Below are 25,528 nucleotides of genomic sequence, written 5' to 3' on the forward strand. Positions count from 1 at the left end.
GGATCCAACGATGATCTAGATATGGCATCGCGGATGGAGCTCACCCGGCAAATCCTGTTCATGGCCACCCGGCTCCTGGCCGAGCACCCCGACGGCCTACCTGTCTCCGAGCTGTGGCCCTTGATCAAGGGGCGCATGCCGGACTTGGACGAGCAGTGGAACTCAGGCGGAGCGAGCAGTAACAGGCCGGAGCTTGCTCTTCAATGGAAGAGCGCCGACCCCGGCCAGCGAATCACAGCACGGGAGCTGGCCGAGCTGCTGGACCTTCCCGGCGCGCTGAACCTCAGTGAGGCGGAGCTCGCAGCCAACGATGATCACGCCGATGTCGACGAACACGAGGCGCGCTTCTTCCAGCAGTTGGGCGATGCGCGTGGACCGCAGGCGGCCGGCGCGGTCTCCCGGCTGCTGGACTGGTGGCGCGACCGCGGCGGTGAGGTGCAGTTCGGTCGTTCGGCGGGGGCTTCCTGTGCGCCCTTCGTCAGGCATGGCGGTGAGACCCTGACCATGGTCCGCTTCTATTCCAGGACGGTTGAAGTGCCTTTCGGGACGCTCAAGAAGCGCGTCCCGTTCAGCGACCCCATTCTCCGCGACGAGCTGCGCAGGCGCTTCAACGACGCTCCAGGCGTAGAGCTGCCCGCGGCCAAGCTGGAGCTCTATCCCTCCTTCGAGATTGATCTGATGGCGGACGAAGCCGTCTGGGACGTGGTGGTCGCCTGCCTCGACTGGTTCACCGCCCAGACCGAAACCGATGGCGGTCCGTCGACGACCTGAGAGTAGGGCGTGCACTACCGGAAACCTCGGGGGTGCGCTACAGGGGATCCGGGTAGAGCCCGGTAGCCGATCGGCCGCCTCGGCCATGCGGGCACGCAGCTCCGGCGGGTCGACTACCTCCGCCTCCGGGCCGAGGCGTAGAACTCATCGACGCGATCAGTACAGGTTCCAGGCTGTCACTTCGGGGCTGCGCGTGGAGCCCAGATCGGCCATGCCCACTCATCGGGATCACCGAGCTCGGAGCTGGTCATGCCAAGCCCGTCATGGCCCGTGAGCTCGGCGACAAGGAGCTCGGTGAGGGTACCGGTGAAGACCTCGGGGCCACCGTAATCCGCGTTCACGATGGGCCATTTATCGGGATCCGGGTCCTTGGTGTCCCAGCACAGGACGTCCCGGCCTTCGGTGCTCCCGCAGAACAGCAGACCGCCGGGTTCCGGGTAGACCGTGTAGCGGTCTCCCGGACCGGCGTCTTCCGGTCTGCCCTTGTCTACACACCACTCCCGAAGGAGGTTGGTGTGCAGTGCGTGCAAGGAGACGATTTCGGCCGGTCCCGCGACAAAAAAGCCATTGACGGCGAAACGCGGCCCGTACTCTTCGTAGAGTCGTTTGTAGTCCGTCGGCAGTCCGGTGACGTCCACCTCGCGTTCGACCGCGTCCCAATCATAAGTACGTGGTGTCCCCGGCCCGATGATGGTCCCCAACTGCGCCAGCGGATCCCGGACGGTCTCCGGGGCGGGTGCGGTGGTAGGGGCGGGTGCGGCGGCTTCCTGGCCGGCCCGGGTCAGGATGCGCTCGCGCCGCACCGGCGGCAGGGACAACACCGGCAGGTCGAGGCCGCCGTCCAGCCACTCGGTGAGGAACTCGGTGGTGGTGATGTTGAGCTGCTGGTGGCCCGCGCCGACAAGAACCAGTAGCCACCGGGCCGGATCGGGGTGAATCGGCAGCCACCAACAGGTCTCTCCGCTGCTGAATACCCCCCAGAGTCGCGCCTCTTCGTCTTCGTCCGGGGCACGGTGTCGTTGCTGCTCCGTTTCCAGGTCGAAGCCGTCGAAGCGCCCTGAACCGTCGTCGCATCCGGGGGCGAGCAGCCGGAGGGTCCCCCCGAGCGTTCCCGGTCCGGTCTGGGATATCAGCGCGACATAGTCCTCGGGGAAAGGAACATCGGGGAACCGTGGCTCCCACTTCTGTCCCTCCTCCGGCACGATCCGCAGGGTCGCGGCCAGCGCCAGGCCGACATCCCGGAGATTGGAGGCCGTGGAGCAGCTCGGGGACTCGCCACCGATGCTCGATGTCATGAAACGCACTCCAGTTGTGGGTCGGTAAGTCGGGTAAAAACCAATGCCCCATACATTAGTGATCTCGCGGTAGTCCCCGACATGGAGCTGAGTACCGGTCGCCCTCGGAGGTGACGTGCCCCGGGTTCGGTGATGACGACGATCAGGCCGCGCCGGTTGGGCTCGGCCTCGATCGCGGTCATCTGGTGTACCCCAAGGGGGGCGGAGCCGTACCGGCATGTGGCGCGAGGCGCGGGGGCCGAGGTCGAGCGAAACGCGATCGACCTGACCCTGCGACCGGCCGGCCTGTTCGGTGTCATCGGACGGCTTGCGGGGCCGATCGTTCGGTCCGACGACGGTCATGAGCCGGTGTCCTGTCGTTCGCGGTGTCTCGCCGTCTCACTTGACGCGGGGCGCGAAGCGACCTAGTTTCATATCGAGCACTACAAAACGTGCCTCACCCTCACCCCGCAACCCAGATCGCGTAGGTGCGCTCGGAGTTTGATGTAACAAGATGTGTTACATCTTGGTGCGAGGGTATCACCTCATCTTTTTTGATTCGGAGCATCAGAACATGGGACAGCTTGACGGCAAGACGGCGATCGTGACCGGCGGCACCACCGGCATCGGCTTGGCCACGGCTCAGCGGTTCGCCGCCGAGGGCGCGCACGTGTTCGTCACCGGCCGCCGCGAGGACGCGCTCGACGCCGCGGTGGCCAGGATCGGCCCCAACGCCACCGGCGTCGTCGGCGACGTCTCCGACCTGGCCGACCTCGACCGGCTGTACGAGGCCGTCGCACGGCAGGGCCGACGCGTCGACGTGCTGTTCGCCAATGCCGGCGGTGGCGAGTTCTCCACCCTGGAGCAGGTCACCGAGCGGCATTTCGACGCGACGTTCGGCACCAACGTCAAGGGCCTGCTGTTCACGGTGCAGAAGGCGCTGCCGCTGCTGAACGACGGCGCCTCGGTCATCCTCGCGGGTTCCACCGCGGCCACCGTCGGCAATGAGGCGTTCGGCGTGTACGGGGCTTCCAAGGCCGCGGTGCGGTCCTTCGCCCGCACCTGGGCCGCCGAGCTCAAGGGCCGGGCGATCCGGGTCAACGCCATCGCCCCCGGCACGATCGACACTCCGGGGATCGACGGCCTGGCCCCCGACCAGGAGCAGGCTGTCCAGCTCAAGGCCTTCCTGGCCGGCAAGATCCCCCTCGGGCGCCTGGGCCGCCCCGAGGAGATCGCCGATGCCGTCCTCTTCCTCGCCTCGGACCAGAGCGCCTTCATCACCGGAACCGAGCTCTTCGTCGACGGCGGCACCAACCAGATCTGACCACTCGCACGGAGACCCCCGCCGCGGGACGGCCCGGCGGGCGTCGGGTCGCCGGTCCGTCCTTCGCGACGCGGGCCGCGATCAGGCGCCCGCCCGCGACGGCCAGACACGCATGGCGAGGTCGACGGTCCGGTGCAACTGCTCCCGGCTCGCGCCGCCGGCCGCCTGAACGGCGATGCCCTGGTGAACGGTGGCGAAGTAGCGGGCGAGGCCGTCGGGGTCGGCGTCGTCCGGCAGTTCCCCCTCGACGCGGGCCTGCTCCAGCCTCGCGCGCAAGGCGGTCTCGCCCGCCTTGCGGCGCGTCGCAAGCTCGCTGCGGACGCCCTCCGCGCCGGGAGCGTGGGCGAGCCCGCCTTGCACCGTGAGGCAGCCGGGAGGGCAGCCGGGACGCGTCGTCCCGTCGGCGGCGCCGTGCAGGAGGTGCTCGACGACGGCCCGCGCCGTCGGCTGATCGAACGCTTCGCGAATGTAGCGCGCGGGGCCGTCGGCGTAGCGGTCGAGGACCTTCCGGAACAGCTCCTCCTTGTTTCCGAAGGCGCCGTAGAGGCTGGGCGGATTGATACCCATCGCCTTGGTGAGGTCCGAGATCCCGGTGCCTTCGTAGCCCTGGCGCCAGAACACCTCCAACGCCCTGTCGAGCGCCTCGTCGGCGTCGAAGGCGCGCGGTCGTCCTCCCGCCATGATGACCTCCCGGCATCGGCCGAAATATATAACGTTCACTAAGATACGTCATGACCTTCATGTCATGACGGGACGAACCTCGCAGATCCACGGCTCCCGGCGGACGACCTGAGTAGGGCGTGCACTACCGGAAACCTCGGGGCGCACTACCGGGAACCTCGGGGGTGCGCCACCCGGAATACGGGTGGTGTCCTGCTGGGGACGGCATCCGGCGCGGACCTAACCTCTCGAACGTGATCAGAAACCCGCGCCGCGTTCTCGCGCTCTCCTGTGCCGCCCTCATCGCCGTCGCCCCTTTCGCCGCGGTGACCGCCGCCACCGCCGCCACCGCCACCGGTACGGTTTCCACCCGAGGCGCCCTGGTCAAGGCCGAACGGACGGCCCAGCTGTCGGGCGGGCAGGTCAACGACTACCTCGGCAAGGCCGGTTTCCCGGCGGTCAAGGACGCCAAGGGGGTCGACGTCTACAGCGTCACCTACCGGACCGTCGACGTGCGGGGCAGGTCGACCACGGCGACCGGGGCGGTGGTGCTGCCCCGGGTGGCCGCTCGTGACCTGCGTGTGGTCAGCTACGCCCACGGCACGATGGCGACCAGGAAGGACGCCCCCTCGGTGGAGACCCAGACCGACGGCGGCTACATGTCGGTCTACTTCGCCACCCACGGCTTCGCCGCGGTCGCCCCCGACTACCTCGGCCTGGGCGGAGGGCCCGGCCCCCACCCCTACATGCACACCGCCACCGAAGCGAGCGCCTCACTCGACCTGCTCAAGGCCGCCCGGAGCCTGGCAGGGCAGAAGCGGGTCACGCTCGACAGGCGGATCCTGGTCACCGGCTTCTCCCAGGGCGGCCACGCCGCCATGGCCCTGGGCGCGGCCCTCCAGAAGGACAAGGAGTTCGGCGTGGCGGCCGTCGCGCCGGTCAGCGGTCCCTTCGACGTCGAGGACGCCGAGCTGCCCGCCGCGCTCAACGGAGGGCTCGACGACCGCTCCGCCACCTTCTACCTCGCCTACTGGCTCACCTCGATGGACCGGCTCCACAACCTCTACGACCATCCCGCCCAGGCCTTCCGCGCGCCGTACGACAAGAAGGTCACCAAGCTGTTCGACGGGAGCCGGGACTTCGACACGATCGTGGCCGGCCTGCCGCCCACGCTGGAGGAACTTCTCACCCCCGGCTACCTCAAGCAGCTCGGCAAGCCCTCGGGCGCGCTGCTGAAGGCGATCAGGGAGAACGACACCACCTGCCGCGACCTGCGGCCCGGTGTTCCCGTACGGCTGTTCGCCGCGAGCGGCGACCGCGACGTGGCCATCGCCAACTCCGAGAGCTGCCTGAAGGATCTGCGGGCGGAGGGCGTCGACACGAGCCTCACCGACGTCGGCGACGTGGATCACACCGGGTCGGTCATGCGATCGATGCCGCGGGTGCTCGACTGGTTCCAGAAGGAAGCCGCGACCGAGTAGTCCCGGGTGAGGCCGTGGTGCGCCTCCCGAGGAGGCGGGGGTCGCGGGCTTTTCACGTCGTCGGCGCCCGGGTGGCGTGGGGTCGTCCGGAAGGTCAGTCGCCGGGATACTTCGCGAGCCACGCGTCGGTGACCTCGTGTCCCTCGGCGGACTGGGCCGCGAAGTCGTCGGCGAGTTCGACGATGGCCTCACGGCCTTCGAGGTGGACGAGCCACTCGGCGGGGAGCGCGGTCTCACCGTGGACGGCTCCCAGGAGGTTGCCGCAGACGGCGCCGGTGGAGTCGCTGTCGCCGGAGTGGTTGACGGCGAGCAGCACCGCTCGCCGGAAGTCATCGGGTTCCGGGTGCACCAGGGCGCAGTAGACCGCGATGGCCAGGGCCTCCTCGGCGACCCACGCCCCGCCGAGTGACTCGACCCTCTTCGGGCTGGGATCGCCCATCGCCGCCAGGGACACGGCGGCGTGCAGTGCCCGGGTGGTCTCCTCGTGGGAGGGGTAGGTCGCCAGCAGGTCCATCGTCTTCCGTACGGCCCGCGCGAGCGGCTCGCCCGCCGACCGAACCTCGCCCGGCGACCCGGCCTCGTCCTCCCGTCGGGCCGCATCTCCCGGCCGGGCCCCGTCCTCCATCGGCTCGTCCTCCATCAGGAAGTGGACGATGGCGGCGAAGGCACCGGCGGCGAGGTAGCCGGTGGGATGGCCGTGGGTGATCTGGGCGCATTCGACCGCCAAATCGAAGGCGTCCCGGGCACTGCGCGCCCGGAGCCCGAAGGGAGCCGAGCGCATGACCGTTCCGCAGCCCTTGGAGCCGGGGTTGACCGGGCCCGGCAGGCCGGGGGCGGCGGGGGCCGCTTCCCGCGGGTGGCGCAGGCCCGACAGGCAGGCGTTTCCGGGTGCCCGCTGGGAGTAGAGCCATTCCTGCTCGCGGAGCCGGCCGGTGCGAACCGTCCCGTTCACCGAGGAATCGGAGGAGGCGGCGGGGGGAGGGGAGGGGTGCTGCTGGGTGTCCAGCCAGCGCAGGTAGGCCCGCCGGACGACGGCGGTCTTCGCCGCGCGGGCCGCCGCTTCCGCACGGGTCGCATCCGCGCGGGCCGCTGCCTCCGCACGGGTCGCATCCGCGCGGGCCGCTGCCTCCGCACGGGTCGCATCCGCGGGGGCCGCCGTCTCCACATGGGCCGCCCCGGTGGCCCCGCCTCCGGGGGACGGCCTGCCCGAGGGATCCGCGCCCGCGCGGATCAGCCCCTCCACGGTGAAGAGCGTCATCTGCGTGTCGTCGGTGATCAGCCCGACCTCGCCGCGCCAGTCGGCGACCAGCCCGGTCAGCCCCGCGGAGCCGTACTTCCCGCGGATCCTCCCGATCGACTCGAACTCGACGGGAGCACCCAGCGCGTCGCCGAGCGCTCCGCCCAGAAGGCAGCCTCGCACTCGGCTGCGGTAGTCCGGCAGGTCATCGGGGGAACGGAGCACCGGCATGATCCTTTGGACTCTGACGAGCGTTCTGGGCGATTAATACAAGCATATGATCATGCGTTGCCTGTCACGGTCCCCTGTCCTTCCCGCAGGCGGAGGCGGTCGGCACGCCGTTCCCGCTGCTCGACGGGGTCGGGGACCGGCGCCGGTGTCACCGGGCGCCGGGTGTGAGAGGGATGGCGGGGGGTCTCTTCATCGGTGCTCCCGGTGTGAGGTGCCTCGTCTGCGGAGTTCGACCAGACGGCGGCGGCGATCCATCGGTGCTTCGAACGAAAACAGGGACGAATCAAAATAAGTTGCCCATGTCCCGTCTACCAGGACGATGGCGGTCGTTCATGCTGTCCTGGATTGGTGGACTGTGGCGGTTTGACTTGCTATCGTCGGCAAACTTGCCGAAGTAACGTTCGTTGTCGAAGTAAGTCCTTGCATGGTTCGATCGAACTCGACGGTCGAGGTTGATCGCTGGGGTTGCCGCGGCAACTGTGGATCACAGGAACGAAGGAGCCACCGTGTCGGCCGCGCAGATCATGGGGCTCGTCGCGTCGGGTCAGGCCACCTCGCGGGCCGATCTCTCACGCCTGCTCGGGTGGGCACCGTCGACGGTCTCCGCCCATGTCCAGGAGCTTCTCGACTCCGGACTGCTGAAGGAGTCCGGCGAGGGGCGCTCGCGAGGCGGACGGCGGCCCCGCCTGCTGAGCGTCCACAGTGGGGACGGCGTGATCCTGGCGGCGGACCTGGGCGGTCATCACGCCCGGGTCGCCACCCTGGACGGCTCCGGACGGCCACAGGTGATCCGGGACCTCGGCCTCAACATCGCGGCGGGGCCCGAGTCGGTCCTGGAGCAGATAGCGGACGCCTTCGGTGAGCTGCGAGCGGGACGGCCGGTGCTCGGCGTCGGGGTCGGACTGCCCGGCCCGGTGGGACTCGCGGGCGTGGTGGTCGGCCCGTCCCGGATGCCGGGCTGGAACGGCTTCTCCGCACGGCAGTGGCTGGCCGGCCGGTTCGAGGCGCCGCTCATCGTGGAGAACGACGCCAACCTGATGGCGATGGGCGAGATGGTCGCGCGAGGTCCCGAACTGCGCGACTTCGTCTTCGTCAAGGCCGGGACCGGGGTCGGGGCGGCGGTCGTCGGTGACGGCCGCCTGCACCGCGGCGCCCGTGGCGTCGCCGGCGACGTCAGCCACCTCCGCGTCCCCGCCGGCGGCGACCAGCCGTGCAGCTGCGGGAACTTCGGCTGCCTGGAGACCATCGCCAGCGGCGCGGCCCTGGTCGCGGCGGTGCGGGCCGACGGCGTCAGCGTGCGGAACACCGCGGACCTGGTCCGTCTGGCGCACGACGGCAATCCCACCGTCACCACGAATCTGCGCTTCGCCGGCCGGCAACTCGGCGAGGTCCTCGCCACGGTCGTGAACGTCTTCAACCCGCAGGCGGTGATCGTCGGCGGAGCCCTGGCCGCCTGCGACCTGCTCATCGCCGCCGCGCGCGGCGTCCTGTACGAGCGCTGCCTGCCGCTCACCACCCAGGACCTGGAGATCGGGAGGAGCGTCGCCGGGGCCGACGCCGGGCTGCTCGGCATCGGCAGGCTCGTCATCGACCAGGGCCTGTCCGTGGCGGCGTCCTGACCGAATGAGGCGAAAACGCCCGGTCGAGAAGGATCCCGCCGGACGAAAGGGCCATGACCGGAGAGGACCGGCCTCTCGGCAGAAAGCCCGGACGAAGAGGGTCGGGCCGAACGAAGCCAACCCGCCCGAACGAAGAGAATCCGCACCGTAGAACGAGGAATTTCCGTGACACCACTGCGCATCGGCATCGCTGGAATCGCGATCGAGTCGAGCACCTTCTCGCCACACCGCACCCGGCTGCCGGACTTCACCGTCACTCGTGACGACGCGCTGCTGGCCCGCTACCCGTGGATCCGGGAGCCGCGCGACTGGTGCGCGGGCGTGGAGTGGGTGCCGCTCCTCCACGCGGTCTCGCTGCCGGGCGGCGCGGTCGAGACCGAGGTGTACGACCGGCTTGAGGCCGAGATCGTGGAACGCGCCAGGGCGGCCGGTCCGCTGGACGGGTTGTTCTTCGACATCCACGGCGCGATGAGCGTGGTCGGCCGGACCGACGCCGAGGCCGGGCTGGCGGACGCCGTGCGCGCGGCGGTCGGCCCGGACACCCTGATCTCCGCCTCGATGGACCTGCACGGCAACGTCTCCCGGGAGCTCGCCGAGACCGTCGACCTGATCACCTGTTACCGCATGGCGCCCCACGAGGACGTCTGGGAGTCGCGGGAACGCGCGGCCCGCAACCTCGTGACCCGGCTGCGCGACGGCGGCCGGCCGCTGAAGGCATGGGTGCAGGTGCCGGTCCTGCTGCCCGGCGAGAAGACCAGCACCCGCATCGAGCCGGCCAAGAGCCTCTACGGCCGGGTCCCCGAGGTGGAGGCGCTGCCCGGCGTCCTGGACGCCGCGATCTGGGTCGGCTACGCCTGGGCCGACGAACCACGCTGCCGCGCGGCCGTGGTGGTCACCGGCGACGACCCGGAGGTCGTCACCGGGCAGGCGCGCGAGCTGGCGGAGGCGTACTGGCGGGCCCGCGAGGAGTTCGCGTTCGTCGCCCCCACCGGAACGCTCGACGAGTGCGTCGCGGCGGCGCTCTCCAGCACCTCCCGGCCGTTCCTGATCAGCGACTCCGGGGACAACCCGACCGCGGGCGGCGCGGGTGACGTGTCCGCCACGCTGGGCCGTCTGCTGGAGGTGGACGAACTTCGCTCCGGCGCGGTGAGCGCGATCTACGCGAGCATCGTCGACCCGGAGGCGGTCGCGGCCGCCTTCGCGGCGGGCGAGGGCGCGGACGTGACCGTGCACGCGGGCGGAAAGATCGACCCGGGTCCGGCCGGGCCGGTCGAGCTCTCCGGCACCGTGTACTCGCTGCGCCGTGACGAGCCGGTCGGCGGCGACATCGCCGTGATCGAGGTCGGCGGGCTGCGGGTCATCCTGACGTCGCGGCGCAAGCCGTACCACGAGATCGTCGACTTCACCCGTCTGGGACTCGACCCCGCCGAAAGCGACCTGGTGATCGTCAAGATCGGTTACCTGGAGCCGGAGCTGTACGAGCTGGCGGCGGACTGGCTGCTCGCTCTCACGCCCGGCGGCGTCGACCAGGATCTGCTCAGGCTCGGTCACCACGCCGTGCGGCGTCCGCTGTTCCCGTTCGACGCCGGGATGTCCTCGCCGGACCTGACGCCCGCGCTTCTCTGACCTGCGCCGGACGATTCCGCCGAACGTCGTGTCTCACGCCGGACGGGGGTGAAACCCCGGTGAAACCGATCCTCCTTACCCTGATCTCGATCAGCGTCGATGTCGCCCGGGGGCGGCATCCGAGGTGTTCGTGAGGTGAAGGTGGCTGTCCGTGCCCGGTTCCGACGACGTGCTGCCCGGGGAAGTCGCGAGCCACGGCTCGGTGAGCGCCACCGAGGCTCCGGGCACGCGGTCCACCTTCGCGGAGTCGTCCAGCCGGCCGAGGTGTGGCGGCCCCTTCGGGAGTCGTGCCGCGTCCCGGCCGGTGCCGGCCGGGAGCGACGTCAGGCGGGGCGCGCCTGGCGAGGGCGTCATCGCCGTGACCTCCGCGGGGGCGGTCACGGCCTTGGCGGGGGCCACCGGGCCGTACGCGGTCAGGACCAGGCTTTCGGGACGATCGGGGAACCTCTCCACCGGCACGCCTTCTCTCACCGTCACGTGACACAGGTGACAGATGGGCGCGCAGACCGGAGACTGCTCCTGATCCCATCGAAGACGAGGACGGGGAGGAACGAATGAAGAAGATGAAGAGCGCGTTACTGGCCATGACGGTGGCCGCTCTGCTGGGGGCGGGCGCCGCGCCCGCCGCCGCGGTGACGCCCTACGACGGCCACTGCCCCAAGGGCGCCGACTGCGACAGTCACTGGATGGCTCCCGGTGACCCCGACTGATGCGGCGGCGACGGCCAGGCGTGAGGCGCGGATCGCTCTCGCCTGGCCGCGCGACGCGTCCGGATCAGTACGGTAGGGGAGGGGACAGCATGTCGTCGAGGGCACGCCGGGCGTCGAGCGCCCGCTCGTGCCAGAGGGGCAGGCCGATCTGGGCGAACTCCCTGATCGCCCGATCCAGCATGGACACGGCCTGCTCGCGCTCGCCGCGTTTCGCCGCGAGCCGCCCGCCGGCCAGCCGGGCGCGGGCGGCGACGAACGCCTCCCCGAGTCCGTCGGCCAGCGTCAGCGCGGCGTCGAGGTGCTCGGCCGCGTGGTCGAGTTCTCCCGCCAGCAGTTCGGTCTCGCCCATGCCGAGCAGGCCGTACGCCTCCCCGATCCGGTCTCCGATCGCCTGGGACGCGGCGCTCACCTGCCGGTACGCGGCCTTGGCCTGTTCCGTGCGGCCCTGCCGCAGGTGCAGCGCGCCCATCCGGTTGAGGATCTGGGCGGCTCCTCGTAGATCGCCCAGATCGTGGTAGACGGCCAGCGCGGTCTCCAGGAGGGGGGTCGCGTCGGCGCGGCCGTGTTCGAGGTGGATCTGGGCGATGCTGCCGAGCACATGGGCCTCGGCGTGCCGGTCACCGACCTCGCGGAGCATCCGCAGCGCCCGCCGGTAACGGCGGAGCGCCCTCCCGGCGCGTCCCTCCACCCGCTCGATCAGCGCGGCGTTGCGCAGGGTCAGCGCCTGGCCGTGCTGGTCGTTCACCGCCTCGAAGAGCGGCAGCGCGGCGTCGAAGTGTGGTTGTGCGGCGATGTAGTGCTGCCGGAACAGGTCGAGGGTGCCCAGCGAATAGAGCATCGCCGCCTCACCCCGCGTGTTGCCCACGCGCCGGACCGCGGCCAGCGCGGTCTCCGAGGTGTGCCGCCAGTTGTCGAAGTGCCCCTGGGCCTCGAACAGCGTGATCGCCGTCATGGCCAGGTCCCAGCAGGTGTCGCTCAGGTCGAGCCGGGCCGCCTGCTCCACCGCCGCCACCAGGCCGAGCCGTTCGCTGCGCAGCCAACCGGCCGGATCGGAGAGCAGCCGTCGCACGGTGGACGTCCCGCAGTCCCAGCGAGGCCCGTCGCCGTGCAGCACGGTGTAGTCGCCGCCGTACTGCCGCCGGTGCGCCTGTTCGGCGAGCGCGAGGTAACCGCCGGTCAGCCGGGTCAGAGCCGCGTCGACGGCGCCGGGCGGCTCGTCGGCCCCGCCGCGTTCCCTGGCGTGCAGCCGTACCAGGTCGTGGATGCGATAGCGCGGCTCACCGATGCCGTCCAGGCCCGCGTACTCGATGAGCTGCGCCTCCATCAGCCCCTCCAGCACGTCCTCGGCCTCGCGTGGTTCGGTGTCGAGGAGGGCCGCGGCGACCCAGCCGGCGAAGTCGGGTGTCTCGACCAGGCCGAGGCGCCGGAACAGGGTACGGCTGGGCTCGGTGAGTCCCGAGTAGCCGAGGGCGAGGCTGGCCCGCACCGACAGGGCGCCGTGGGTGAGCTCGTCGAGCCGGTCGTGCTCGGCGGCGAGCCGGGAGACCAGCCGATCGACGGTCCAGTGCGGTCGTGCGGCCAGCCGCGCTCCGGCGATCCGGAGGGCCAGGGGCAGCCGTCCGCACAGCTCGGCCAGGTGCTCCACGGCGGCGCCGTCGGCGGTCAGCTCGGCCCGGCCGGTGATCGCGCTCAGCAGTCCGACGGCGGCGGTACCGGTGAGGACTCCGAGGACGAGGCGGTGCGCGCCGGGCAGCGCGGTCAGCGCGCCGCGACTCGTGATCATCACCGCGCAGCCGTTCCCGGGCGGGATCAGCGGTTCGACCTGGGCCTCGTCGGCGGCGTCGTCCAGCAGGACCAGGACGCGCCGGCCGGACAGCCGGGCGCGGAACACCTCGGCGCGCTCGTCCAGACCGTCCGGGATGGCCGAGCCCGGCACACCGAGCGCGCGCAGGAACCGGCTGAGCGCGTGCGACGGTTCGATCGGCTCGGCTCCCGCGCCGCGCAGGTTCACGTACAGCTGGCCGTCGGGGAAGTCGTCCCGCATCTCGTGGGCGGCCTGTACGGCCAGCGCGGTCTTGCCCACCCCCGGCATGCCGGAGACGGCGCATATCGCCGGGGTGGCGGCGGGGCGGTCGCGCAGGATCGAGGTGAGCCGGCGCAGTTCGTCCTCGCGTCCGGTGAGATCGCCCACCCCGGCGGGGAGCAGGAACGGCACCGGATCCGACGGCGCGGTCGCGGTCGGCCCTGCCGGCGGCTCCGCTCCCGCGTGGAGGTCCAGGCCGATGTGGGCGTCCCCGCGCAGGATGGCCGCCTCCAGGGCGCGCAGTTGCGGCCCCGGTTCCAACCCCAGTTCCTCGGCCAGGACGGCGCGGGTACGCCGGTAGGTCTCCAGTGCCTCCGTACGCTGCCCGGACCGGTGCATCGCCACCATCAGCCGGGCGGCGGCGGACTCCACCAGCGGATTCTCCGCGACCATCGAGATCAGCTCGGGAATGATCTCGGCGTGCCTGCCCAGCACCAGATCGACGTCGATGCGTTCGGTCAGCACCCGCCTGCGGTCCTGCTCCAGCCGCTCCGCGGCCTCCGCCAGCGGGGTCACGTCGTCCAGACCGGCGAAGGCGCGGCCGCGCCACAGCGCGAGCGCCTCTCTCTGCAGGACGGCCGCCCGCTGCAGATCCTTCAGGTCCAGTGCCCTCCTGGCGCGCTCGGCCAGGTCGGCGAAGTGCCAGGCGTCCACTTCCGCCGTCTGTGCCGACAGCGCGTAACCCGAGCGGTCGTGCCGGATCCGCTCGGGATCGTCCAGGGTCTTGCGCAGCCGATGCACGAGCACCTGCAGGTTCTTGCCGGCGCGGGGCCCGAGCCGCTCCCCCCACATCGCGTCGATCAGCGTCTCGGCTGCCACGACGCGCCCCTGCGCGCAGATGAGCAACGCCAGCAGTTGCTCCTGCCTCCGGGAGGACAGCGACGCCGGCTGCCCGTCGACGACGAGCGTCATATCGCCAAGTACCTGGAACCTCACCGAAGCTCCCGAATGGTTCGCAGATCTCAAGGGCCGGTACGAACCGCGCCGCTCCGGAGACGGTCCGTAGTTGTCTGATTTCGGGGAGTATAGCCCGAATGGATCACCTTATGGTAAGGCGTTGAAGGTCCATTTCGGTGGCCATAATGCCGATTCGGATCGCCCGCTCACCGGGGTGCCGACGGCGAGGGCGCTCCTCCTTCCGCGCCGGGCGAGTCCACGGGAGGGGGAGCGGGTGGTCGGCGATGAGATCGAAGCTGTGAGGGTCCGTGGTGTGCGGTTTCTCGCGGAGCGGGCGTGGGCATTCGTGATCGGCTGGGGGGGCGAACGCTCGAAGCCCTCACTCTGCCGCGATGTCGGACGGCGTCAGCGAGAGGTCATGGTGGACAGGCTCTCGTCCTGCACCGACGCCGCCACGTCCCGCGTCACACGGTATCCGGAAAGGTCGGCGCTCTCACCGCCGGTGACGATCTCCTCGGCGGCGAGGCGGCCGAGTTCGGGTGCGAGATTCACCCCGCTGTGTGTCACGAGGTTGTAGAGGCCAGGCGCCTGCGGGTGCACGCCGACGAGCGGCAGCCCGTCGACGGGCACCGGCCTGATGCCCAGGCGGATACCGGCCAACCGGGCCGCGCGCAGCGCGGGGATGACCCGCTGCCCGCTCGCGTGCAGCCGCTCCTCCAGCCCGCTCTCCGCCTCCGCGGTGCCCTCGGCGGACAGCAACGCGTCGACGGGCCAGGAGATCGAGCAGATCCGGTCGCCGGGCGCGGGGCGCAGGTCCACCTCGGGTGTCGCGAGGATGGCGCCCAGCCGTGCGTCCGGAACGGGGGTGCTCTCCCCGACCAGCCCCGGGATGCCGGTCATGGGCAGGCCGATGCCCGCGAGAGCGGCGACGCGGTCGGCGTCAGGACCGGTGCAGTTCACCACCCAGTCGGCCTCCCACCGGCGGATTCCGGTCTCGACCCCCCTGACGCGGTCGCCCTCGCGGATCAGGGCGGTCGCCCGCTGGCCGTACCGGATGTCGGCGCCGAGCAGGGCCGCGCGGTCGAGCAACCGCCGCACGAACAGCGGGGCGTCGTACCAGGCACTCTGGTCGTGGATCACCAGCTCGTGGGCGGTGCAGGAGCTCGGGTCGACGGAGGGCGCGAGCTCGCGGAGCTCCGCGGGGTCGGCGATGCGGCATGGGTGTCCCCAGGACTGCAGGCGGATCGCCCGCTCCCTGATCGCCCGCTGGTCCTGCTCGCTGCCGCCCCACTGGATCGCGGGCATCGGATGCCGCCAGGACGGGGCTCCCAGTTCCTCGGTCAGCGTGGTGTGCAGCGCGGAGCTGCGGCGGTTGAGTTCGTAGTAGGAGCGCGGAGTCTTCAGATGGGTGACGTCCATGGAGAACGTCGCGCTGGACGTGCCGGCGGCGGGGCCACCGGCTTCGATCACGACGACCGAGGCCCCGGCCTGGACCAGGTGGTATGCCACGGAGGCGCCGAGAACTCCGGCGCCGAGAACGATTACACGGGACACGTGGATTTCCTTCGGAATCAGAGAACCTTGCTCAGGAACGCCTTGGTGCGCTCGTGCTGGGGCGCGCCGAGAAGGGCGCTGGGCAGCCCTGACTCGACGACGACACCGCCGTCCATGAAGACCAGCGTGTCGCACACCTCGCGGGCGAATCCCATCTCGTGGGTAACGATGATCATGGTCATGCCGTCCTCGACGAGCGCGCGCATGACGTCCAGTACCTCGCCCACGAGTTCGGGATCCAGAGCGGAGGTGGGCTCGTCGAAGAGCATGAGGTCGGGCCGCATCGCCAGGGCGCGGGCGATGGCCACTCGCTGCTGCTGTCCGCCGGAGAGCTGTGCGGGGTGGGCGTTCGTCTTGTCCGCCAGTCCCACCCTGGCGAGCAGGTCGTGGGCGCGCTCGCGGACCGCGGCCTTGGGCTCCTTCTTGACCATGATGGGTGCCGCCATGACGTTCTCGAGCGCGGTCATGTGCGGGAAGAGGTTGAAGCGCTGGAAGACCATTCCGATGCCGCGACGTTGCCGGGCGACGGCGTGGTCCGGCAGCTCGTAGACCTTCCCTTCGCGCTCCTCGTAGCCGATCAGCCGATCGTGGACGTAGAGGCGGCCCGCGTCGATGCGTTCCAGATGGTTGACGCAGCGCAGGAAGGTGGACTTGCCCGACCCGGAGGGGCCGATCACGGCCAGCACCTCTCCCTGCCCCACCTCGAGATCGATGCCCTTGAGCACCTCGAGCGTGCCGTAGCTCTTGCACACTCCCTCGGCTCTGACGACTGCGTTCATCTGCTGAACCTGCGTTCGATGTAGTACTGGCCCGCGTTGAGTACGGTCGTCGCCACGAGGTACCAGACGCATGCCACCGTGAGGAGCGGGACCTGCTGGAAGTTGCGCGAGTAGATGCCCTGAATCGAGGTGAGCAGCTCGGGTACGGCTATCGCGAAAACGAGCGAGGTGGTCTTGAGCATCGAGACCACCTGGTTGCCCGTAGGCGGGATGATCACTCGCATGGCCTGGGGAAGGATGATCTTCTGCAGTGTCTGGAAGCGGGTCATGCCCAGGGCGTGGGCCGCCTCGGTCTGGCCGTCGTCGACCGAGGTGAGGCCCGCGCGGACGATCTCCCCCATGTAGGCGGCCTCGTGCAGCCCCAGTCCGAGCACCGCCGCCGCCATCTGCGTGATGATCTGATTGGTGTCGAACTCGAAGAACGTCGGCCCCCACGGGACGCCCACCCCGATCTTCGGGACCACGGCGGACAGGAAGTACCAGAACAGCAGCTGAACCAGTAGCGGGGTGCCGCGGAAGACCCAGATGTAGAACGCGCTCAGCTTGGACAGCAGCGGATTGGGCGACATCCGCAGGACGGCGAGCAGGGCTCCGCCCGCGATGCCGACCACCATGGCGAGAAACGTGAGCAACAGCGTGGTGCCGAGCCCCCGCAGGACCGCCGGGGAGAAGAGGTACTCGCCGACCACCTCCCACTGCATGCGAGGGTTGGCCGCCCACCCCTGCAGCAGGAAGATCACCAGGAAGGCCAGCACCGCCGAGCCCACCCACCGGCCCGGGTGCCGAAGCGGAACCGCCTGGATCGTGGCGGTCCCCGAGCGCCGGTCGGAGGTCTCGGGAGGCGTGGTCACGCTGAGCCGCCGTCGACCATGGCCTTGTCAAGGGCGCCGGACGACACCTGCCATTTCGTCAGGATCTTGGCGTAGGAGCCGTTGTCCATCAGCTCCTGCAGAGCTCCCTGAACGGCCTTCACCAGGGACTGGTCCTCTTTGTTGACCAAGATCCCGTAGGGCAGGAAGCGGTAGGGCTGCCCGACCTGTTTCATCTGCCCGCCGGACTGCCCTGCCTGGTAGGCGACGGTGGGGGTGCCGCCGATGAAGGCGTTGGCCCGCCCCGTGGAGACCGCCTGGATGCAGCCGACGGTGTCGGGGAAGACCAGCACCTTGAGCTCCGCCTTGCCCGCCGCCGAGCACTTCTTGGCCTGCTGCTGGGCGTCGTCCACCTGGGCGGTGCCCTGCTCGACGGCCGTCACCTTGCCGCAGAGATCGTCCAGCGAGGCGACCGACGCGGCGTCCTTCTCCTGGACCAGGAGCGAGCTGCTCGTCTTGAAGTAGTCGACGAAGGTGACCTTCCCGCGGCGTTCCGGCGTGTCCAGCATCGCCTGGACGGCCAGGTCGTAGCGGCGCGCCTGGACACCGGCGATGAGGCTGTCGAAGCTGGCCTGGTTGAACGTCACCTTGACGCCCATCACCTGGCCGATCGCCTTCATCAGCTCCGGCTCCAGGCCGGTGATCGACGTGTTGTCGGTGTCGAGGAAGACCAGGGGCGGGTAGTTGTGACCGGCCGCGATGTTCAGCGTGCCGCTCTGCTTGATCTTGTCGGGCAGCAGGTCGTACAGCCCTTGGTCCTTCTGTTGCGCCGGGGCGGCCACCGTGGCCTTGCCGTCGGCCGGGTCGTTCCCGCCACAAGCCGCCACGGACAGAAGTCCCGCCAGGCTGAGAGCGACAGCCACACCGGCTTTCAAACGCATCGCCACAGGACACCCCCTCTCAGGTGAAACGCCGTTTTCATTAGTCCCTAATGATGGGAGTCCGGCGTGAGAAAACAAGATGAACCAGAACGCCGGTTCGCGCACAGGTTGTTCAGCTGTCCTTATCCTCGGCAACAACCTCCACCTGCATATACGACGTGGGCGCCGGATCTGTCATGGACGGGCAAGCGTCAGCTCTAGTGGGCATGAGTTCCCTGCTGTTAAGTTGTGCCGATGCTGACCCCGATCCAGTTGCGGGCAATTCGCGAGGTGGTCGCCACCGGCTCGCTCCGGACGGCCGCCAAGCGCCTCGGATTCACCCCTTCGGCCGTCTCGCAGCAGATCTCGTCCCTCGAACGCACACTCGGCGTCCAGCTGTTCGAACGCTCCCCACGCAGCGTGCGCCCCACCGCGGCGGGGGCTCAGCTCGCCCGCAAGGCGGCCAGGCTGCTGGCCGAGCTGGAGGCGACCGAGGACGAGATGCGCTCGTTCGCCACCGCGCATCGGGGCAGGCTGCATCTGGGAAGCTTCTGGTCAGCCGGCTTCCGGCTGGTGCCGGCCGTGCTCGCCGAGTTCCTGCGCGACCGCCCGCAGGTGGACGTCAGATACGAGGAAGGGGACCCACAGGTCACCATCCCCGCCGTCATCGAAGGGCGGCTCGACCTGGCCGTGGTGTTCGAGTACGGGATGGTCCCGCACAGCTGGCCCAGAGATCTGGACATGACGTTGATCATGGAGGAGCCGCTCTACCTGCTGGTGCCGACCGGCCATCGGCTGGCCGGCAGGAAGCGCATTCAGTTCGGCGAGCTCGCCGCCGACCGGTGGATCTCCTACACGGAGGGCATGGACGCCGCGCGCAACCTGTCGTACATCTGCGCGGCCGGCGGTTTCCAGCCTGACGTGTTGTTCCGCACCAACGACTACAACCTGCCCTTCGAGCTCGTGCGCAAAGGGCTGGGGGTCGCGATCGTGCCGGAGCTGGCCATGATCGAGTCACATGATGTGTACGCGTTCAAGCTCGGCAACCCGGCTCATGTCCGGAGGGTTTCCACCGTGCGCCGCGCCGCCGACCCCAACCTCCTCTTCAACCATGCGATCAGCAGGCTCAGGACGGCCGCCGAGGCTCTCGACCGGCGGACGGACTTCCCGACGGCCCTGGCGGGTGACTGACGCGGCGTCGGTAGTGCTTTGGCCACTTATCGGCCGTTGCTGAGAAGATGTCGGGATATGGATCGCATCGACCTGGTTCCGCGCCTCGCCCGGGTGGTGGTCATCGCCGTCCTCGGCGGGTTCGCCGGCGTCTACGTGCTCGCGGAGCTGCCCTCGCCCGCGCCCGTGCTGATCGCGGTGGCGGCCTTCCTGGTTCAGGTCGCCTACGTCCTGCCGGGCGCGCGGCCGTGGTGGTTGCTCGCGGCGCAGGCCGGTCTGGGGTGCCTGGGCGTGCTCGGCTTCGGAATATCGGTGGGGATGCTCGGCTTCGTGGCCGGGTCGCTGCTGCTGACCGCCGCCTGGCCCGTCGCGGTGCTCGTCGTGGCGGCCGCCGGGATCATCTCGCTGTCACCGGACGCCACGATCACCACGCTGCTGATCGCCCTGGTGATCTACGGGCTGGCCCGGATGATCGAGCTGGTGGACGAACTGTTCACGGCACGGCTTGAGCTGGCCATGGCGGCCGTGGCCGAGGAGCGACTGCAGATCGCCGCCGAGCTGAACGCCGGCGTCGGCCGGAGCCTGGCGGTCGTCGGAAGGCTCGATCCGGAAAGGCCCGAGATGCTCGGCGAGGTCCTGGCCGTCGCCCGGCAGGCCCTGGCCGACGCCCGCGCCGCCGCCGTCGACTACCGGTCCCTCTCCCTGGCCCCCGACACCTCGTCGGCCCGCGCCCTCCTTCTCGCGGCCGGAGTCGAGGTCGAGGTCCGCGTCGGCCACACCGAGCCCCTCGGCCCGACCGGCGCCCTCCTCGCCGTCGCCCTCCGCGACGCGGTCTCCGATTCCGTACGGCACGGCACCGCCCGCCACTGCCTCATCGAGACCTCCGAGTCCGAGGACTCCGTACGGCTCCGCGTCGTCCACGACGCCCCTCGCACCGCCGTCCAGGCCGCCGAGGCCCTCTCCGAAGCCCAGGCCCGCATCGTCTCCGCCCACGGGACCCTGACCCTCGACCTCGCCCCCGACGGCCGTCTCACCGTCGACGCCCGTGTCCCCAAGACCCCGCCCGCCCGGCCGGCGGCGATCGGCGCGGCGGACCCGGCGACGGGTACCCCGGACGGGGCGAGCGGCGAAGCGGGTGCCGGCGGGCGTCCCGGCGGTGTCTCCGGGCGTCCCGGCGCCGGACGCTTCGGCTTCGGACGCTTCGGCTTCGGGCGTCTCGACGTCGGGCGTCTCGGCACGGTGGAGAACGCGGACTCGGCGTATCGGCTGTCGGTGGCGTTGCTGGCGGCCGTGCTGGTGGGATTCTGCGCGAAGGCGCTGTTGCGGGTGACGGCGGAGACGCTGCTCCCGGTCGCGGTGTGCCTGGGCCTGGTCGTCTTCCTGCATCTCAGGTCGGTGAGAGGACGGCATCCGTGGAACCTGCTGGTGATGGCCGCCCTGACCTACCTGCCGATCCTCGTGTTCGGGTCGGGCTGGTTGGTGGTGGCGGGATTCCTGGCCGGACCGTTGCTGCTGGCCCTCCCTCCGGTGGCGGCGTGGCCGCTGGTCGCGGGGGTCATGGGCAGCGTGGCGGGGAGCGCCATGATCATGGATCTCGACCCCGAGGTGGTCGCCAACCTCACGATCAGCACGCTGGTGACCGGGCTGGTCATCTACGGCCTGGGCACGCTGGCCCGGCTGGTCAAGGAGCTCCAGACCGCCAGGGAGCGGCTGGCGAGCGCGGCCGTCGTCCAGGAAAGGCTCCGGACCGCCAGAGACCTGCACGACCTTCTCGGCCACAGCCTCGCCGCGATCCTCCTCAAGTGCGAGCTCGCCCGCCGTCTCGCCGGCAGGGACCCGGAGCGGGCAAGGGCCGAGCTGGCCGACGTCGTCGAGATGGCCGAGCGGGCGGTGGCCGACATGCGCGGGGTGTCGGGGGACGGGTGGGAGATGTCCCTGGAGGCCGAGGCCGAGTCGGCCAGGTCGGTGCTGGCCGCCGCGGGGATCGAGACGGAGCTCGACCTCTCCCACGACCTCCTGCCGCCGCGGGTGGCCACCGTACTGAGCGCTGTGCTCCGCGAGGCCGTGACCAACGTCCTGCGCCACAGCTCCGCCCGGCGCTGTGTCATCAGGACCACGTCCGAGGGGCTCAGCGTGGCCAACGACGGGGCGCCCGCCGTGGGGAAGAAGCCGGGGTCCGGGATCGGCAACCTGACCACCCGGCTGGCCGCCCTCGACGGCAGGCTCACGACCCGGACCGACGACGGCTGGTTCGAGCTGCGCGCCGTACTGTCCCTGCCGACGGGGACTCCGGTGGCCGGGCGTTCCCAGGCCGCCGTGGGCGGGCGCTGAGGGGCTCGTGGCGCTCGGCTAGATCCAGCCCGCCTCGGTGGCGATGCGGACCGCGTCGGTGCGGTTGCGGGCGTTGAGCTTGGCCACGATCGCGGTGAGGTAGTTGCGGACGGTTCCCGCGGTCAGGTGGAGCCGGGCGGCGATCTCGGGTGCGTCGGTGCCCTGCGCGACGAGGCGGAGCACGTCGGTGTCGCGAGGGGTGAGCGGGTTGTCGGCGAGGTCCCAGGCGGTGACGGCGAGCTTCGGGTCCAGCACCCGCCGGCCGGCGGCGACCGCGTGGATGGCGTCGACCAGTTCCTCGGGCGGGGCGGTCTTGAGCAGGAAGCCGTTGACCCCGGCGGCCAGGGCCTTGCGGAGGTGGCCCGGCTTTCCGTTCCCGGTCAGCAGCAGCGTGCGGCATTCGGGCAACCGGTCGCGAAGTGAGGCCGCGGCGGCCAGGCCGTCCATGACGGGCATGTCGATGTCGAGCACGGCGACGTCCGGACGGTGTTCGAGCGCCGCGGGGAGAACCTGGTCACCGGAACCGACCGCGGCGACCACGGTGAGATCGGACTCCAGTTCCAGCAGCGCGACGAGGGCGCCTCGGACCACATGCTGATCTTCGGCGAGGAGAACCTTGAGCATGTGGTCATATGTACCAGTTCATGACGAGGTCATGGTTCATCGGTGAGGACGTCTCTGGGCCGGAGATCACGCGCTCGGAAGACTCGTCCCCATGAACAACGTGGTGCGTCTGGACGCTGTGAGCAAGGTGTACGGCAGGGGGCAGAGCGCGGTGGCCGCCCTCCGCGAGGTGACGATCGGCCTTCCGCAGGGTGGTTTCACGGCGGTGATGGGCCCCTCGGGCTCGGGTAAGAGCACGTTCCTGCACTGCGCGGCGGGCCTGGACAAGCCGACCTCGGGATCGGTGCGGCTCGGCGGCACGGAGTTGTCGAGGATGAACGAGACCGAGCTGACCGAGCTGCGTCGCGAGCGGATCGGGTTCGTGTTCCAGGCCTTCAACCTGGTGCCGTCGCTGACCGTGACGCAGAACATCACGTTGCCGCTCCGGCTGGCCGGGGCGAGAACGGACAGGGCCTGGCTGGAGGAGGTCGTCGAGCGGGTCGGGCTGACCGGCCGGTTGGACCACCGGCCCGCGCAACTGTCCGGCGGGCAGCAGCAGCGGGTCGCGATCGCCCGTGCCCTGGTGGCCAGGCCCGAGGTGGTCTTCGGCGACGAACCGACCGGCGCCCTGGACATGATGACGGCTCGCGACGTGCTGGCCCTGCTCCGCGAGGTGGTGGACGGGCTGGGACAGACCGTGGTGATGGTCACCCACGACCCGATCGCCGCCTCCTACGCCGACACCGTTCTCTTCCTCGCGGACGGCCGCATCGTCGACTCCGTGACCGCCCCGACCGTCGAGACGGTCGCCGAGCGCATGACCCGCCTGGGAGCGTACGTCTGATGATCTCCTTCGCCCTGCACAACCTGCGCCACCGCAAGGCCTCCTTCGCCGGGGCCTTCCTGGCGCTGCTCTGCGCCGCGGCACTCGTCTGCGCCTTCGGCACACTGCTGGAGACCGGCCTGCGCGGCACCGTCTCCGCCGCCCGTTACGCCGGAACCCCGGTGATCGTCGCCGGTGACCAGAACGTCCGGGAGACGATCCGCAAGTCCGAGGACAAGGTCAAGGTCAAGGCCAAGCCCATCGCCGAACGGGCGTGGATCGCGGCCGGGCTGGCCGGCAGGCTCCGGGAGGTGCCCGGCGTGACCTCGGTCGTCACGGAGGTGACCTTTCCGGCCTACCTCACCGGGGAGTCCTCGGGAACGGCCGCGGAACCCGGTGCCTCCGCGAGTCAGGTCTCACCGCCGGTCCCCCTCCTGGGACACGGCTGGGAGTCGGCCGCTCTCACCCCCTTCACCCTGGCCGAAGGCCGGGCGCCGGCGGCGGACGACGAAGTCGTCACCGACGCGGCCACCGGCCTTCGCGTGGGCTCCCGCGTCACGATCCAGTCCACTGCCACGCCACGCGTCTACCGGGTGGCCGGCGTGACCGCGCAGGCGCTGGAGAACCAGCCCACTATCTTCTTCTCCACGGCGGAGGCCCGCCGCCTGGCCGGCCGTCCCGGCCTGGTCAGCGCGATCGGCGTCTTTCCCGCCACGGATGTCACCGCCGCGCTCAAGGACGCCTCCGCACCGGACCCCGCCGCGCAGGCGCCCGCCGCGATGAAGGGCGCCGTCGCGGTGGCGTACACCGGCGCCGCCCGTGGCCCGCTGGAGTTCCTCGACGCCGACAAGTCACGGATCAAGCTGATCAGTCTCGGCGGCGCGCTCGGAGGCACCTCGCTCCTGGTCGCGATCATCGTGGTGGTGGGGACGTTCGCGCTCTCCATCCAGCAGCGCCTTCGTGAGATCGCACTGCTGCGGGCCGTCGCCGCCACCCCCGGGCAGATCAGGAAGATGATCGGCTGTGAGGCACTGCTGATCGGCCTCCCCGCCGGAGCGGCCGGCGCCCTCCTCGGTACCGGGCTCGCCCTCTGGTTGCGTGCCAGGTTCGTGGAGCTCGGCGCGATGCCGGTCAACCTGGACCTGGTGGTGAGCCCGTTCCCGATCATCGTCGCCGTCCTGGCCACGGTCGCCGCGGCCTGGACCGCCGCTCGCGTCTCGGCCCGCCGTACGGCACGGGTCAGGCCGGTCGAGGCGCTCGGCGACGCCGGGCCGGGCCCGGCCCGGCTGCCCGTGGTCCGCGTACTGGCCGGGCTGGGCTGCGTGGCAGGCGGCGTGACCCTCACGATCGTGCTCTCCACGCTCTCGTCCGAGGCCGCGTCCAGCCCGGTCACGATGCTGACGGCCCTGATCTGGGCGGTCGCCGTGGCCCTGCTCGGCCCCGTCGTCGCACGGATCCTCGTCGCCGTGCCGGCCCTGCTGCTCCGCGCCTCCGGGGCGGGCGGTTACCTCGCCGCCGCCAACCTCCTCACCGGCGCCCGCCGCCTGGCCTCCGTCATCGCCCCGCTCACCCTGATGGTGACCATGACCTGCACGATCCTCTTCGTCCAGGACACGACGGGCCACGCCGCCGCCGGCCAGCTGCGCGACGGCACCCGCGCCGCCCACGTGCTCGGGCCGCGCGTTCCCACCACCGCGGTCGAGGCCGTACGGCGCGCGCCCGGGGTCACCGCGGTCACCGAGGTCCTGCACACCACGGTCCGGATCGGCCTCGCCAAGCACGGAGCCCAGGCCGTCACCCCCGCCGGGCTCGGGCAGACCACGGACCTGGGCGTGAGTTCCGGCTCGATCGGGCTCCTGGCCGAGGACACCGTGGCGGTCAGCGAGAAGCTGGGCTTCGAGGTCGGCGACCGGATCGGGCTCACGCTCGGCGACGGCACGCCCGCCTCGTTGAAGGTCGTCGCGACCTACACCCGCAATCTCGGCTTCGGCGACCTCACCCTGGCCCGCGGACTGGTGGCCGCCCACGTCGACAACCCCCTCAGCGACACCGTTCTCGTCGCCGGATCCTCGGCCGCCGGCCTCGCGAAGGCCCTGCGGAACTTCCCCGGGATCGCGGTGGCGGACCGGGCGACCGTCGTGGCCGAGCGCGAGCAGGCCGGCGCCGAGATCAACTACGTGGCCATGGGCCTGATCATCGCGTTCACGGCCATCGCGGTCGTCAACACCCTCGCCATGGCCACCTCGGACCGCGCCCGCGAGTTCGCCCTGCTCCGCCTCGTCGGCACCACCCGCCGCCAGGTCCTGCGGATGCTCCGCCTGGAGACCCTGTCCGTGGTCGCCGTCTCGGTGCTCCTCGGCACGGCCGCCGCCCTGGTCACGATCTCCGCCTTCAGCGTCGGCATGACCGGCTCCGCCCTGCCCTACGTCCCCCCTCTCACCTATGCCCTGATCGTCGCGGGGGCGGTGATCCTGGCGTGGGCCGCCACCGGCGTCCCTGCCCGTTTCGCCCTCCGAGGCCGCCCCGCCGACACCATCGGCGCCCGCGAGTAAATCTCCCTGCCAACCCCTGTCGCCCAGGTCCCGGATTCCCTCCGGGACCTTCGGCATTCCCGCTGGACCCGATG

General features: G+C 70.7%; 20 protein-coding genes and 1 pseudogene. 10 read left to right on the top strand and 11 right to left on the bottom strand.

Going from position 1 to position 25,528, the window contains the following annotated elements:
* Positions 1–21 precede the first annotated feature (21 nt).
* The gene (locus J2853_RS44240) at positions 22–771 is read left to right on the top strand and encodes a hypothetical protein (protein ID WP_307567836.1); all 750 of its coding nucleotides are present in this window, start codon (positions 22–24) and stop codon (positions 769–771) included.
* 75 nt (positions 772–846) lie between these two features.
* Here the strand turns inward: J2853_RS44240 and J2853_RS48180 are convergent.
* Positions 847–903: pseudogene (locus tag J2853_RS48180) on the bottom strand (hypothetical protein); the annotation flags it as partial.
* A gap of 44 nt (positions 904–947) precedes the next feature.
* Positions 948–2,066 carry an SMI1/KNR4 family protein gene (locus tag J2853_RS44245; protein ID WP_307567837.1) on the bottom strand — a complete coding sequence of 373 codons (1,119 nt, stop codon included), beginning with the start codon at positions 2,064–2,066 and terminating at the stop codon, positions 948–950.
* Positions 2,067–2,619: 553 nt separating this feature from the next.
* On the opposite strand from J2853_RS44245, the gene J2853_RS44250 reads away from it, so the two are divergent.
* Positions 2,620–3,369: a glucose 1-dehydrogenase gene (locus J2853_RS44250; protein ID WP_307567839.1), complete on the top strand. Its 750-nt coding sequence runs from the start codon at positions 2,620–2,622 to the stop codon at positions 3,367–3,369.
* Between the two features lie 81 nt (positions 3,370–3,450).
* On the opposite strand, the gene J2853_RS44255 is transcribed toward J2853_RS44250, so the two are convergent.
* Positions 3,451–4,050, bottom strand: a complete 600-nt coding sequence (locus tag J2853_RS44255; protein ID WP_307567840.1) for a TetR/AcrR family transcriptional regulator — start codon at positions 4,048–4,050, stop codon at positions 3,451–3,453.
* Between the two features lie 233 nt (positions 4,051–4,283).
* On the opposite strand from J2853_RS44255, the gene J2853_RS44260 reads away from it, so the two are divergent.
* Entirely contained in the window at positions 4,284–5,510 is a 1,227-nt protein-coding gene (locus J2853_RS44260) for an alpha/beta hydrolase family protein (RefSeq protein ID WP_307567842.1), read from the top strand.
* A 94-nt stretch (positions 5,511–5,604) separates the two neighbouring features.
* On the opposite strand, the gene J2853_RS44265 is transcribed toward J2853_RS44260, so the two are convergent.
* Positions 5,605–6,972, bottom strand: coding sequence for an ADP-ribosylglycohydrolase family protein (locus J2853_RS44265; RefSeq protein ID WP_307567843.1), 1,368 nt, complete (start codon positions 6,970–6,972; stop codon positions 5,605–5,607).
* 512 nt (positions 6,973–7,484) lie between these two features.
* Between J2853_RS44265 and J2853_RS44270 the strand changes: the two genes are divergently transcribed.
* Together J2853_RS44270 and J2853_RS44275 are read left to right on the top strand one after the other, a co-directional pair.
* The gene (locus J2853_RS44270; protein ID WP_307567845.1) at positions 7,485–8,597 is read left to right on the top strand and encodes an ROK family transcriptional regulator; all 1,113 of its coding nucleotides are present in this window, start codon (positions 7,485–7,487) and stop codon (positions 8,595–8,597) included.
* Between the two features lie 165 nt (positions 8,598–8,762).
* Positions 8,763–10,223: a M81 family metallopeptidase gene (locus tag J2853_RS44275; protein ID WP_307567847.1), complete on the top strand. Its 1,461-nt coding sequence runs from the start codon at positions 8,763–8,765 to the stop codon at positions 10,221–10,223.
* A 90-nt stretch (positions 10,224–10,313) separates the two neighbouring features.
* Here the strand turns inward: J2853_RS44275 and J2853_RS44280 are convergent, their stop codons facing one another.
* Positions 10,314–10,700, bottom strand: a complete 387-nt coding sequence (locus J2853_RS44280; RefSeq protein ID WP_307567848.1) for a hypothetical protein — start codon at positions 10,698–10,700, stop codon at positions 10,314–10,316.
* A 77-nt stretch (positions 10,701–10,777) separates the two neighbouring features.
* Between J2853_RS44280 and J2853_RS44285 the strand changes: the two genes are divergently transcribed.
* On the top strand, positions 10,778–10,933 hold the full coding sequence (locus J2853_RS44285; RefSeq protein WP_307567849.1) for a hypothetical protein: 156 nt from the start codon (positions 10,778–10,780) through the stop codon (positions 10,931–10,933).
* Between the two features lie 64 nt (positions 10,934–10,997).
* Here J2853_RS44285 and J2853_RS44290 read toward each other — a convergent pair whose 3' ends face one another.
* The 5 genes from J2853_RS44290 to J2853_RS44310 all read right to left on the bottom strand — a co-directional run bounded on the left by J2853_RS44290 (position 10,998) and on the right by J2853_RS44310 (position 17,978).
* Positions 10,998–13,928, bottom strand: a complete 2,931-nt coding sequence (locus J2853_RS44290) for an AfsR/SARP family transcriptional regulator (protein ID WP_307567851.1) — start codon at positions 13,926–13,928, stop codon at positions 10,998–11,000.
* Positions 13,929–14,318: 390 nt separating this feature from the next.
* Positions 14,319–15,467, bottom strand: a complete 1,149-nt coding sequence (locus tag J2853_RS44295) for an NAD(P)/FAD-dependent oxidoreductase (RefSeq protein ID WP_307567853.1) — start codon at positions 15,465–15,467, stop codon at positions 14,319–14,321.
* 17 nt (positions 15,468–15,484) lie between these two features.
* Positions 15,485–16,246 (bottom strand): amino acid ABC transporter ATP-binding protein, encoded by a 762-nt coding sequence (locus tag J2853_RS44300; RefSeq protein ID WP_307567855.1) that lies wholly within the window; start codon positions 16,244–16,246, stop codon positions 15,485–15,487.
* Positions 16,243–17,097 (bottom strand): amino acid ABC transporter permease, encoded by an 855-nt coding sequence (locus J2853_RS44305; protein ID WP_307567856.1) that lies wholly within the window; start codon positions 17,095–17,097, stop codon positions 16,243–16,245. The genes J2853_RS44300 and J2853_RS44305 overlap by 4 nt, the downstream gene beginning before the upstream one ends.
* The gene (locus J2853_RS44310) at positions 17,094–17,978 is read right to left on the bottom strand and encodes an ABC transporter substrate-binding protein (RefSeq protein WP_307567857.1); all 885 of its coding nucleotides are present in this window, start codon (positions 17,976–17,978) and stop codon (positions 17,094–17,096) included. The genes J2853_RS44305 and J2853_RS44310 overlap by 4 nt, the downstream gene beginning before the upstream one ends.
* Before the next feature lie 252 nt (positions 17,979–18,230).
* Between J2853_RS44310 and J2853_RS44315 the strand changes: the two genes are divergently transcribed.
* Together J2853_RS44315 and J2853_RS44320 are read left to right on the top strand one after the other, a co-directional pair.
* A complete protein-coding gene (locus J2853_RS44315) occupies positions 18,231–19,166 on the top strand; it encodes a LysR family transcriptional regulator (RefSeq protein ID WP_307567859.1) in 936 nt (311 codons plus the stop codon).
* Positions 19,167–19,223: 57 nt separating this feature from the next.
* Positions 19,224–21,476 (top strand): sensor histidine kinase, encoded by a 2,253-nt coding sequence (locus J2853_RS44320; RefSeq protein WP_307567861.1) that lies wholly within the window; start codon positions 19,224–19,226, stop codon positions 21,474–21,476.
* A gap of 18 nt (positions 21,477–21,494) precedes the next feature.
* Here the strand turns inward: J2853_RS44320 and J2853_RS44325 are convergent, their stop codons facing one another.
* Positions 21,495–22,100 carry a response regulator transcription factor gene (locus tag J2853_RS44325; protein WP_307567862.1) on the bottom strand — a complete coding sequence of 202 codons (606 nt, stop codon included), beginning with the start codon at positions 22,098–22,100 and terminating at the stop codon, positions 21,495–21,497.
* A 91-nt stretch (positions 22,101–22,191) separates the two neighbouring features.
* Between J2853_RS44325 and J2853_RS44330 the strand changes: the two genes are divergently transcribed.
* Positions 22,192–22,923 (top strand): ABC transporter ATP-binding protein, encoded by a 732-nt coding sequence (locus tag J2853_RS44330; RefSeq protein WP_307567863.1) that lies wholly within the window; start codon positions 22,192–22,194, stop codon positions 22,921–22,923.
* On the top strand, positions 22,923–25,454 hold the full coding sequence (locus J2853_RS44335) for an ABC transporter permease (protein WP_307567865.1): 2,532 nt from the start codon (positions 22,923–22,925) through the stop codon (positions 25,452–25,454). Before J2853_RS44330 ends, J2853_RS44335 begins: the two co-directional genes overlap by 1 nt.
* The last annotated feature ends 74 nt before the right edge of the window (positions 25,455–25,528 follow it).

Origin of the sequence: Streptosporangium lutulentum (assembly GCF_030811455.1) — a bacterium.
Lineage (GTDB): Bacteria > Actinomycetota > Actinomycetes > Streptosporangiales > Streptosporangiaceae > Streptosporangium > Streptosporangium lutulentum.